The sequence below is a fragment of the Bacillus sp. DE0042 genome, from assembly GCF_007680225.1.
In the GTDB taxonomy this organism is placed as follows: Bacteria; Bacillota; Bacilli; order Bacillales; family Bacillaceae_G; genus Bacillus_A; species Bacillus_A wiedmannii.
Genome location: NZ_VEJP01000002.1, coordinates 196,829 through 209,490 on the forward strand (window position 1 = coordinate 196,829; position 12,662 = coordinate 209,490).

The window sequence follows — 12,662 nt, forward strand, 5'->3', positions numbered from 1 at the left end:
GGCTTTTGCTTCTTCTTTTGCCTTCGCTATTTCTTGGGCTTTTGCTTCTTCTTTTGCCTTCGCTATTTCTTGGGCTTTCACTTCTTCCTTAGGCTTTACTACTTCTTGTACTTTCGCTTCTTCCTTAAGCTTTACTACTTCTTGTACTTTCGCTTCTTCTTTAGGCTTTACTACTTCTTGTGCTTTCACTTCTTCCTTAGGCTTTACTACTTCTTGTACTTTCGTTTCTTCTTTAGGCTTTACTACTTCTTGTACTTTCGCTTCTTCCTTAGGCTTTACTACTTCTTGTACTTTCGCTTCTTCCTTAGGCTTTACTACTTCTTGTACTTTCGCTTCTTCTTTAGGCTTTACTACTTCTTGTACTTTCACTTCTTCCTTAGGCTTTACTACTTCTTGTACTTTCGCTTCTTCTTTAGCTTTTGCTACTTTTTGTGTTTTAGCTTCTTCCTTAGCCTTAACCGTTTTTTGTACTTTTACTACTTGCTTCGTTTTCTCTTCAGCTTTTTTTTCAACTGGTGCTTTACTTGATAAGAAAGAAACATTCGCATAGGCTGTTTTTCCTTTATACTCAAATTGCAGCCATCCATCTTTTACTTGATGCGTTGATTCAATAACATCATCTTTTTTCAGTCTGCCAAGAATTTCTGATTCTGTATTTGCATCAGAACGGACATTTAACAAATTCGCTGTTACATGATACACATCTTTTGTAAACTCCGAGCTAACAAACACTTCTTTACCGTTTAAATCAATTTTTGACCATCCATCTTCGGTATTTATTACTTTTAACTCTTGTCCCTCCTTTACTTTTTCGACAACTTTTGATTCCGTAGTCGGTTTTTCACGTACATTGAGTACATCTGCTGTTACGATTGTTTCTGCAGTAGCAACTGTGGTAAAAGCCCCCATCCCAAAAACTGTTGCTGTTGCTGCGCCAATTATTTTTTTCATATTAGCCTCCATAACGTTTTTTTGACTTCTATTATATCAAATACTTCCATAAAATCAGGTATTTTCACAGAATATCAAAACTTTTGTAACAATATATTAATAATACTTAATATATTGTTGTTCAAAATATCCTTTTTCTTCAAAAATATCAAATTTATACATTTTCGTTCTATAAATAAAAATCACCTCATCATATATAAAATGAGGTGAGCGAAAGGCTATTTGTTTAAGAATTTCTACAGTTATCTTTCTTGATTATCATAATATGTTTTATCTGCATATTTTTTATCATTTCCTTTTAGATATGCTAAGATTATTTTTGGATTTTTAACTAAAGTCCAATCCCCATATGTATCAAATCTTCTGCACGAAGTTATCATTCCATTTTTTATTGTACCGAATTTCTTATTTTTTTGTTTCCCCCATTCTTTTAACCGTTTTGCAAAATCTGCATCTTCTGCCATAAGCATATTTTCATTAAATCCATTAATCGCCATAAAGTCTTTTCTATAGCACCAAAAAATCCCGACAGATATAGCCCCATACTTAAAAAACAAAGGAATTATTATTAACAATGCGGAAACAAATATTCCTAAAGATATTCTTTCAAACTTACCAGTTACCCCGCCGCCAATATATTTACCTGAAGCTAAATATTTGTCTACGTTAGACAAGAAAGACTCTGTCATTTGGGTATCAGCATCTATAGTAATGATTATTTCTCCGTTAGCTATTTCGGCTCCTGCATTTCGGATTTTAGATAAATTTTTATCGTCATTTTTTAATGTAATACAGTTATACAACTTTGCAATTTCCTCTGTTTTATCTGTACAACGATTTAAAACAACTATGACTTCAGTTTGATCTTTATATGCTTCCGCTGTCTTTAAAATTGAATCTAAACATTTTTCAATATACTTTTCTTCATTATGCGCAGGGATTATAATAGAGAACTTTATATCTTTCTCTAAATTGTTTCCTGAAGATTCATTCGTTTCTTTCATAACACACCCCTTTTATAAAATGAATTTTCACTCTATATAACATATATTAATATTTATGAGTTTGTATTATAAAAAAATAAAAATATGCTATTAATAGTTTGATTAAAGTCACCTAGAATTCTTCTATCCAAACAAAATTAAACAATACTTTTTATACTACATAGTTGTCGCGATTCCTGCCAAAAACAAACTTACAATTGCCAAAAATTGAGTCCCTACTATAGCCCCTCTTAAATGGAACTTGTAATCTTTATATCCCTTCATCCCTTCTGTACTAGGAATAACAACAAATCTCGGGGTAATCCAGCAAAAGATTAGCCAATCAATTATAAACAAATCTACTAAATTGAAAATCATTAAAATACCAAAAGTATGTAAATAGGCATCAACATATAATAATTTTTCATGTTTATGTAGTATATATGTAGAAACGACAGGCGTACCGAAAAGAATAGCATTATATGCAATATTAAAGTAGATTGTTTGCTTCTTTTCATAAATCGATTTTGGAAAAACTACCTTTTGAATATCTTTCGGATATTCAGTTAACGAAAGACGGGGATTATAATATAAAGATCCTAAAATCATTACGGATAGTACAATAGACATAATGACACCAACATACATCATTTGCTCAAATGGATTCATATGCTTCATTCACCCTTTTCTGCATTCACTCCATAGTGCACGCACTTAATTACACATTGTATGTACGTTACTAACCAAAAATTAATAATTACCTTTAATAATCTTTTATAATTGAAATTATGATTTACGTGTCATTAAACTTTTCTGAAGAACATTAAAAATTAGTTTGGAGGAGTTATTATGAAGAAACTATATTTTAATAAATTTGAACGAACAGATTTCAATTTATATTTCCAGCTCGTTTCAAATGAAGAAGTAATGGCGCAAATTACCGAACGGGCTATTCCGTTAGATGAAGCAAAAAATGACTTTACAAAGCTGTTAAAGTGCAATGAAAACCATCAACTATTCGGCTCTTATAAAGTATATGATTCTATTACAAATGAATATATCGGTCTTGGACATGTTACGGTAAACGAGGATAATGTTAAAGAAGCTGAAATTGGATATATAATTTTACCAGAGCATTGGGGAAAAAGATATGGTAGCAGGATTGCAAAGGAACTAATGAATATAGCGAAGCAGACAGATATAAAGGTACTAAAAGCAATTATTGATCCAAATAATATCCCCTCTCGCAAAATTTTAATAAACGTCAGTTTTACCTCTGAAAAAGTTTGTGAGATTGATGGATTGCCTAGGGAGATTTTGAGTACATATATTTAACTAAATAAAAGGCAATACTACTAGTAGTATTGCCTTTTTCTGATTACTATTATTCATAATTAATTGATAGATACATTCTTTTTAACTGACGATCAAGTTACCTATTATACAATAGAAAACATCATATACACTCCAACAACGAAGAATACGGCAAGTGTCTTAATTATCGTAATACCAAATATCTCTTTATAAGCTTCCCGGTGCGTTAATCCTGTAACCGCAAGTAAAGTTATAACTGCTCCGTTATGAGGTAAAGTATCCATACCTCCTGCCGCCATTGCAATTACACGATGCAGCACATCTAACGGAATATCAAAGTTCGCTGCCGCTTCAATATATTTTTCAGCCATTAAACCTAATGTAATACTCATTCCACCCGAGCCTGATCCCGTCAGCCCGCATAATATATTCGTCATGACCGCTCCGCTAATTAATGGATTTGAGAAAGTCCCCGTTAAATAGTTTTGAATCATGACAAATCCAGGTAAAGCTGCTATAACGGCACCAAATCCATACTCGGCTGCAGTGTTCATAGCTGCTAAGATTGAACCACTCACACCAACGCTTGTAATTGATTGAAAATGATCTTTTACCGCTTGGAAGTTTAATAATATAGCAGATAATATTCCGATAAGAAGTGCCATTTCCACTGACCAAATCCCCACAACTTGTCCCATATCAATTGTTCCGTACTCCTTCAAACCTATGGATGCAAAATCAAATCCCTTTGTATACCAAACAGGAATGAATTCTGTAAAGACTTTATTCATCACTCCAACCAGTACAAGCGGAAGAAATGCTATCCAGTAACTAGCTGGAATTACATCGCTGGAAGCAATCGGATTTTGCACCAATTGCTCGCTAGTTGTAGCAGCCATCTCAGAAGTAGCATCGCCTTTTCCGAAGTACCCTTCGCCCTTAGCAGCAGCCTTCTTCCTACATCTTTCCAAATACAACATGCCACATATAAAGATAAATAGTGCTCCGATAATTCCTAATGTAGGAGCGGCATAAATATCTGTTTTAAAGAACGTAGTTGGAATAACATTTTGAATTTGAGGCGATCCAGGAAGTGAATCCATCGAAAACGTAAATGCGCTGAATGCGATTGTTGCAGGAATGAGACGTTTCGGAATATCCGCCTCACGAAATAATTGCGCCGCAAATGGATAAATCGCAAATACTGCGACAAATAAACTGACACCGCTGTATGTAAGAATCGCTCCCATTAATACGATGGAAAGAATTGCTCTTTTCACGCCTATAAAGCGGATAATAATTTTCGCGATTTTTTCTGCTATTCCAGTGATTTCTACCACTTTACCAAATATCGCTCCAAGCAAAAAGACAGGAAAATATAATTTTATAAATCCGACCATCTTCGCCATAAAAACATTAGAAAAGAATGGTAAAACATTTGCCGGTTCTGTTAAAAACACAGCGAGCAACGCACATAACGGAGCGAATAAAATGACTGAGAATCCTCGGTAAGCAACAAAAATAAGCAGGCCAAGCGATAACAATACAATCAATAAATCCATAACCCCAATCCCCCTCAATAATATGGATTTTTTAACTTTGTATCCTTTTCTGTTTGTATATATTTTGGTAATGCCTGCCGGAGGCAGGCATTACTTTTTTGCATATTATAGTTATAGCTTTTTATTTATGATGAAAGATTGGTGCCCTCTTTTCTATAAAGGCCTCCACTCCCTCTCTTACATCACTTGTTTGAAACACATGTCCGAAATTCTCAGCTTCTATTTTTAATCCTTCCTCAAGAGAAGCAGATAATCCCTTATTGATAGATTGCTTCATCAAGGATAAAGCAGGAAGAGAAAACCGAGCCATCTTCACAGCTAGTTCCTTTGCCTTATTCAGCGATTCGCCACGCGGAACAACATGATTCACCAAACCAACTCGCCAAGCTACTTCGGCAGTGAGTGGTTCACCAGTAAACATCATTTCTTTCGCACTTGCAGTTCCAATTAATCGTGGTAAGCGCTGCGTTCCTCCTGCACCTGGAAACAAACCTAACTTCACTTCTGGAAGCCCGATTTGGGCGTGTTCTTCTATAATCCGTAAATCACATGATAAAGCTAATTCACACCCGCCCCCAAGCGCTAATCCGTTAATAGCAGCAATTACAGGCTTGGGCAATCTTTCTATTTTATTTAACGGATTCTGAAGCCACATTGATTTTCCCTCTGCATATTCACTCCCTTTCCCAATCCATTCCGGAAACGACTTAATGTCTCCTCCTGCAACGAAGGCCTTTTCTCCAGCTCCAGTTAGAAGTAAAACAATGACTTCATCATCCTGTTCTATTTCACCGACCACTACCGTCAGTTGATCTATCACAGCACCGCTCAGTACATTCACAGGAGGATTATCAATGATAATCGTTGCGATTCCATTTTCTTTGGACCATGTAACAACCCGCTTATTTTCCAATTCAATCCCTTCTTTCCAATATGTAATAAAGTAAAATTAGCACATCAACTCGTTCTTTTAATTACATAACCGGCCTGTTCGCGATCCCAAGCGCTACCGATCCCTTCCTCCTTCAGCTTGAACTTTTGAATCCGTTCCGTCGCTGTTTTTGGGAAAGTTTCACTGAACTGAACATATCGAGGTACCATAAAATAAGCCATACGTTCTTGACACCAATCTATAATCTCTTCATGGGACATCGTTTCATCTTTCTTTACAATCACATATAATTTAACATCCTCCTCTCCCACTTCTGATGGGACACCAATGGCCGCCGATTCAAGTACTTTCGGGTGATTATTCACAACTTTTTCGATTTCCCAAGAGGAGATATTTTCACCACGTCTTCGTATACACTGTTTAATTCGATCACAAAAATATAAGTAACCCTCCTCATCTAGATAACCTCGATCTCCTGTATGGAACCATCCCTCCTTCATTGCCTCCTCTGTTTTATCAAACATTTTATAATAGCCTTCCATGAATGCTTGTCCCTGTAAGGAACGAATAAAAATCTCTCCAATTTCACCAGTCCGCGCTTCATTTCCATCCTCATTAACAATCTTCGTCTCTACGTAAGAATATGGTTTTCCTATAGAAGGTGGCTTATTGGCATACAATGGATTCGTTGCACAAAAACCCGTCGTTTCCGTTAATCCGTAACCTTCTACAATCCGAACGCCAAACCTCTCCTCAAACGGCTTCCAAAATTCCTTAGGCGTAGCAGCACAAGCTGTCACCCTTACTAAATTTTCATTATCATCTTCCTTTTCCGGCTGCTTACAGAGAATAGGAATCATAGATCCTAAAGAATTAAAAATGGTTGCGCCATGACTGCGAATTTCATACCAAAATCTAGAAGCACTAAACCGCTTACCTAGAGCAATCGTTGCATTGGAAGAAATGGATCCAAGTACTGTATGGGCCTGGGCATTTATATGAAATAACGGAAGCGCTGTAAATAAGACATCGTTTGAACTTGCGCCAACCATATAGTTGGCAAATGACTGCGCAGAATTTACATAAGCAGAATGACTTAACATAACCCCTTTAGGTAAACCAGTCGTCCCAGAGGTATAGAGGATACTGTTAATAGAAGTGGAGGAAACAAATTCAGTTGGAAGGTGATAATTATTTGTATTTAGTACATCTTTCAATTCGATTACTAACCGCTCTTTACCATCGCCCGTAATGACCGCGCTTTCATTTTTTCCGTAAGCAACAATTTGAATGTCCCTATGTATCAATGACAAACAAGAGGCAATTTGAGGAACAAATTCCTTATCCATGATAATTAACTTACAATCAGAGTGAGATACAATATACTGCAAGCCTTCTCCTTTTAAATGCACATTCAGAGGCACCGCAATTGCTCCCATAAAAGATAAAGCAAACCATACATCCAGATATTCAGGAGTGTTATGAAGCATAATACAAACTTTGTCTCCTTTTTTAATACCGAGCTCACAAAACCCCGCTATAGCTCTTGTAATTCGATGATAAAGTTCCTCATATGTAACCCTTTGTTCTTCAAATTGTAAATACACTTTACTTGGTGTTTTTTCGATACTTTGCATAATAAAATGCGGTAAGCTATGATTTTCCAGCATTTAATTCCATCCCCTTCCTACTAAAATCTTTTTTATTTATATAGCAAGAAACATGCCAAAAATCGACTCATTACCTATTCCCTTATTCCTTCGTAATCTCCCTTACTTTTCTAACCTCACATGTCGCATTTGCGCTACAAACATTAGCAACCATGTCGCATCTATAAGAAAATGTCGCAAAAAAGAGACAGTGTTTATTACTACAAACAAAAAAAGGGCCTATTTGCCCTTTACTTTCCTTCACGATATTTCGTATTTCTCTATTTTTCGATATAAGCTGGCCCGATGAATTCCTAAAAGCTCGGCTGCCTCTTTTACATTTCCAACTGTTTTTTCCAAAGCTCTCGTAATCGCACGTTTTTCAGCGGATTCCACTTCCGCCTTCAGTAAATAACTCATCTCATGGTTCTCATGGCCCATCGTAAATATTTCATGGATTAACTCTTCTTCCAAATCTTTTTTTCGTAAATAGACAGGAAGATGATGCACTTGAATAATCATTCCTTCTATAACATTCATCGCTCGTTCTAATACATTCTCTAGCTCCCTAATATTCCCTGGCCAATCATGCTCCATAAATAAATCTCTTACTCTCTCATCCAATGAAATAACGTTACTACCTAGCTCACCATTCAATTTCTTAATTAAAAATTCCGTTATATGTATCATATCTTCTTTTCTCTCTCGCAACGGAGGGATATCAATTTCAAACACATTCAGCCTATAATATAAATCCTCCCTGAACTCCCCACTTTGCACCATTTCACGGAGATTTCGATGTGTAGCCGCAATGAAGCGGACATCAATTTTTTGAATTTTTGTACCTCCAATTCTTTCAATCTCTTTCTCTTGCAATACACGAAGCAACTTCACCTGCATGTCCAATGACATATCACCAATTTCATCTAAAAACAATGTTCCCTTATGAGCTAACTCAATCTTCCCAGGCTTACCGCCTTTTTTTGCTCCTGTAAAAGCCCCTTCTTCGTATCCAAACAATTCAGCCTCCAAAAGATCCCTCGGAATCGCAGCACAATTCAAACGAATAAATGTGCCACTAGCACGCGGACTTGCACGATGTACCGCATGTGCAAAGAGCTCTTTTCCTGTCCCACTCTCTCCTCTTATCAAAACGGTAGACCGACTTTTAGAAACCTTTAAAGCCATCATTTTGACTTCTTTCATTTTTACACTCTCTCCTATAATGCTTTGAAAGGAAAGTCGCCCTTCTTGCAGCCGCTGTAATTCAGTTTGATAGTAAGATAACTTTGATTCCATTTCACTAATTTGATCTCCCAAAGCTTTAAACTGCTGTATATCATGAAACATAATTTTACCAATTGCTCCAATAATCTTGCCTTCCTTAATGATAGGTATGCGCGTTGCGATTATATTCCGATTACTTATACGCTGAATATGCCCAATTTCCATCTGTCCCGTCTTTACGATAATATGCATCCTCGTATTCTCAACAACCTCCGTACAATGCTTACCAATCGCTTCCTTTGGATCATCAATCCCTAAAAATTGTGCATAAGAACCACTTAAAAAATTGACAATTCCATGTTCATTTACACCTAGAATACACTCAGACAGTAAATGTAAGGCACTTTCATATCGACTTATGATGCTTTCCAAAGACTGTATACTTTTCCCCTTGCTTTCCAGTATGGCAATTGATCCGTATTCTGTCTCATTCTGATATACACGGGATTCATTCACAATTAAAATTTGGTTGCCACTCCTACATTCATACCTGTACAAACTATCACTTTGATTCACTACTAACTTCTTACGATCAGGAATAATCTTTGATAAATGCTTACCTATTATTTCATTCTCTTTTTTATGTAACATGCTACAGAATAGTTTGTTGCTATATGTGATGATTCCATCATGACTTATAACAGCAATTCCGTTATTCATTACCTGAAGAGCCTGACTAGTTACCTGCAAATTCATTCGTTCGTTCATATGCATTTGAAAGCCCCCTATCCAATTGTGCTCGTTCTCGCATGTATTATATATTCATTTTAAATATTTACTTTCCCTTGGTTTTTCCGTTTGAAGTTATAAATTATTAAACTAGTAATATAGCCCATTAACCAGTGGCTTCTTTTTTTGGCACTAGCAAGAGTTTTATAATCTACTTTCTTTAGCTTCTTTTGAGAGAAGATTATTTCATGGGCTATTTGCAACATGCAGCAAGGACATGTTTAACACTTACATTGGATACATAAAGCAAGTTTAATAAAAATAAAAAACAGTTGACGGATTACCTTCTGTCAACTGTTTTTATTACGAATATTGGTGACGAAACCCGTAATTGTTAGGTTTCCTTTAGCATAAAGTTCGGTCTCCAATTTTCCAACTAAACCATCTCCCATGCCCTTCTGTTTCCGCAACCGTTTCACGATATTCGTTTCCGTTAATATAATAATCAATATGAAGGTCCCGGTCCCACATGTTGTTATACAGGTGGAATACATCACGTTTTGCACCGATTTCTTTCACTTGTTTTTCTAATTTATGTTTTACTTGTTCAGGTATTTGATTTGCGACGTGTGTATGGAAAATACAGATTACAGCATTTTCACTTATTTGTTCAATAATAGATGGCAATAGCTCCACACCGTCTCCTTCTATTAATTGAACAGATTCATTTTTCACTAAAGATGCTGCTTGGTCAAACATTTCAAGTCTTTCTTTATGTTCTGGCCAAATGAGTGCACGTAGCCATAAATAATTTTCATCACTATGTAAATCATTTACATGTAAATCTAGTCCTATTCTTTCTGCGACAGATGGACTTTCTTTTAGAAAATGAGGCACATTCTCTCCTCTTATTTCAGAAATTAAATGTACATTTGATTTTATATTTCCGTATGTTTCATCTGTTCCGTACGAATAGCTATATTGGTCCCAGAACAGTTGTAACCCAGAACTTGTCCCAATTTCAATTAACGCTAATGGCTTTTTCACTTTATTAAATATGTAACAGAAACTTGGGTATAAGTACGCACATCGCCTTACTTCATTCGTTTGAACAAGTTTTGTTTGTAACAAAGTAATGATTTCTTCTCGGAACGTTTTACAGAAATCTTTAAATTGATCAAAAGCTTGATCTAAATTTGTATTCGTATTTTCAACTAAACTACTATAATACGTTTTTAAATGATGTTCTTTCCCTGCTAGTAATAAATAATGTACGGCGCCTAATAATAAGTTTGGGACTGGTTGGCCTACTTGAGCGTAGGAAGATAGTGTAAGTACTTCCTCATCTTCAGCAATTTTTATTGATAAGTATTCATATAAGTCACTTGACCCTTTACATTCCTTTATTGAAAAATTTCGAAATAAGTTTGCGATTTGTTCTTGTGTACGCATTGGTATCCCTCCTTTTCATTTTACAGAATAATCATACTATTAACAGGGGTAAAATTCCATAAAAAGGTATCCTTTCTATCCATTCTACGATACGTAAGCTTTTTCGAGATAATTTCAAACTGTAATTTTTTTCTATTTATCACCTTAAAAGAGCTTGTTAAATAAGATTTTTGGCGAATAAAACGTTAAATAGTTTAAAATTATCAGATAACACTAGATATTTTAGTCTATTAATTATTATAATAGAGTATGAGATGGTTATATAATTGAGACAAAAAAGGTATACACCTAGGTGGGGCCTAGGCGGTGTTTTCAATTTACGGCTTAGATATAAAAAAACACCTACTCTTTTTTGCCAATATAGGGGATGGAGAGATTATCATGAGCAACATGCAGCAAAAAACAGACGTTATCTTAATTGGTGCAGGAATTATGAGTGCAACGTTAGGCTCATTACTAAAAGAATTAGCACCTGAATGGGAAATTAAAGTTTTTGAAAAACTCGCAAGTGCCGGGGAAGAAAGCTCTAATGAATGGAATAATGCAGGTACAGGGCATTCTGCGCTATGCGAACTGAACTATACTTCCGAAAAATCTGACGGATCTATAGATATTAGTAAGGCTGTAAAAGTGAATGAGCAATTCCAGCTTTCAAGACAATTTTGGGCATATCTTGTAAAAAGCAAATTAATTCGTAATCCACAAGATTTTATTATGCCTCTACCTCATATGAGTTTAGTACAAGGCGAAAAAAATGTTGAGTTTCTAAAAAACCGTTTTGAAGCGCTTTCAAAAAATCCACTGTTTCAAGGAATGGAATTTTCCGATGCTCCTGAAACATTAAAAAAATGGCTTCCACTCATTATGGAAGGACGTACACCTAACGAACCAATGGCTGCAACGAAGATTGACTCTGGAACAGACGTTAACTTCGGTGCATTAACTCGTATGTTGTTTGATTACTTACAAACGAAAAATGTCGAGCTAAACTACAAACATAGTGTCGAAAATATTAAACGTACGAAGAATGGTTTGTGGGAAGTGAAAGTACACGATATGAATAGTGGTAAAATTGAGCATCATACTGCAAAATTCGTCTTTATCGGTGGCGGTGGCGGTAGTCTACCTCTACTACAAAAGACTGGCATTCCTGAATCAAAACATATCGGTGGATTCCCAGTAAGCGGACTATTTATGGTATGTAAAAACCAAAAAGTTGTAGAGCAACATCATGCGAAAGTTTACGGTAAAGCTAAAGTTGGCGCTCCGCCAATGTCTGTACCTCACCTTGATACGAGATATATAGACAATAAAAAAGCTTTACTATTTGGACCGTTCGCAGGATTCTCACCTAAATTCTTAAAGACTGGCTCAAATCTTGACTTAATTGGTTCTGTAAAACCAAATAACGTCTTAACGATGTTAGCTGCTGGTGTAAAAGAAATGGGACTAACAAAATACTTAATTCAGCAAGTTATGTTATCACATGAAAAACGTATGGAAGAATTACGCGAATTCATTCCGAACGCGAAAAGTGAAGATTGGGATATTGTAGTTGCTGGGCAACGTGTGCAAGTAATTAAAGACACTGATGCTGGCGGTAAAGGTACACTTCAATTCGGTACCGAAGTTGTTAGTGCGGCTGATGGATCAATCGCTGCATTACTAGGTGCATCACCAGGTGCTTCTACTGCTGTTCACGTCATGCTTGAAGTATTAGAAAAATGTTTCCCAAGCCGCATGGTAGAATGGGAAGGAAAAATAAAAGAAATGATCCCTTCTTACGGCATTTCACTAACTGAAAATCCAAGATTGTTCCAAGATCTTCACACTTCTACTGGTCGTACGCTTGGATTAAATGAAAAAGAAACAGTTCATAATTAATGAAGGAATAAAAAACGTC

Annotated in this window: 10 protein-coding genes; 2 read left to right on the forward strand and 8 right to left on the reverse strand. The window is 35.9% G+C overall.

Annotated features, from left to right (window positions below; genetic code table 11):
- The 3 genes from FS802_RS31500 to FS802_RS11375 all read right to left on the reverse strand — a co-directional run.
- A partial coding sequence (locus FS802_RS31500) for an SH3 domain-containing protein (RefSeq protein ID WP_260989066.1) occupies positions 1-951 on the reverse strand: 951 nt, incomplete at its 3' end.
- Positions 952-1,193: 242 nt separating this feature from the next.
- On the reverse strand, positions 1,194-1,955 hold the full coding sequence (locus FS802_RS11370; protein ID WP_098355284.1) for a glycosyltransferase: 762 nt from the start codon (positions 1,953-1,955) through the stop codon (positions 1,194-1,196).
- A gap of 156 nt (positions 1,956-2,111) precedes the next feature.
- The gene (locus FS802_RS11375; protein WP_141530058.1) at positions 2,112-2,603 is read right to left on the reverse strand and encodes a nitroreductase; all 492 of its coding nucleotides are present in this window, start codon (positions 2,601-2,603) and stop codon (positions 2,112-2,114) included.
- A gap of 180 nt (positions 2,604-2,783) precedes the next feature.
- Between FS802_RS11375 and FS802_RS11380 the strand changes: the two genes are divergently transcribed.
- Positions 2,784-3,269: a GNAT family N-acetyltransferase gene (locus FS802_RS11380; protein ID WP_098355286.1), complete on the forward strand. Its 486-nt coding sequence runs from the start codon at positions 2,784-2,786 to the stop codon at positions 3,267-3,269.
- Between the two features lie 104 nt (positions 3,270-3,373).
- Here FS802_RS11380 and FS802_RS11385 read toward each other — a convergent pair whose 3' ends face one another.
- From FS802_RS11385 to FS802_RS11405, 5 genes are all read right to left on the reverse strand, one after another.
- Positions 3,374-4,810 (reverse strand): GntP family permease, encoded by a 1,437-nt coding sequence (locus FS802_RS11385; RefSeq protein WP_098355287.1) that lies wholly within the window; start codon positions 4,808-4,810, stop codon positions 3,374-3,376.
- 121 nt (positions 4,811-4,931) lie between these two features.
- Positions 4,932-5,723 (reverse strand): enoyl-CoA hydratase, encoded by a 792-nt coding sequence (locus tag FS802_RS11390; RefSeq protein WP_098355288.1) that lies wholly within the window; start codon positions 5,721-5,723, stop codon positions 4,932-4,934.
- A 44-nt stretch (positions 5,724-5,767) separates the two neighbouring features.
- Positions 5,768-7,372 carry an ATP-dependent acyl-CoA ligase gene (locus tag FS802_RS11395; RefSeq protein WP_098849843.1) on the reverse strand — a complete coding sequence of 535 codons (1,605 nt, stop codon included), beginning with the start codon at positions 7,370-7,372 and terminating at the stop codon, positions 5,768-5,770.
- Between the two features lie 240 nt (positions 7,373-7,612).
- The gene (locus FS802_RS11400; RefSeq protein WP_098355290.1) at positions 7,613-9,352 is read right to left on the reverse strand and encodes a sigma 54-interacting transcriptional regulator; all 1,740 of its coding nucleotides are present in this window, start codon (positions 9,350-9,352) and stop codon (positions 7,613-7,615) included.
- Between the two features lie 360 nt (positions 9,353-9,712).
- Positions 9,713-10,759 carry a DUF2332 domain-containing protein gene (locus tag FS802_RS11405; RefSeq protein WP_098355291.1) on the reverse strand — a complete coding sequence of 349 codons (1,047 nt, stop codon included), beginning with the start codon at positions 10,757-10,759 and terminating at the stop codon, positions 9,713-9,715.
- Between the two features lie 381 nt (positions 10,760-11,140).
- Here FS802_RS11405 and FS802_RS11410 point away from each other — a divergent pair, with 381 nt between their 5' ends.
- Positions 11,141-12,643, forward strand: a complete 1,503-nt coding sequence (locus FS802_RS11410) for a malate:quinone oxidoreductase (protein WP_000069157.1) — start codon at positions 11,141-11,143, stop codon at positions 12,641-12,643.
- The last annotated feature ends 19 nt before the right edge of the window (positions 12,644-12,662 follow it).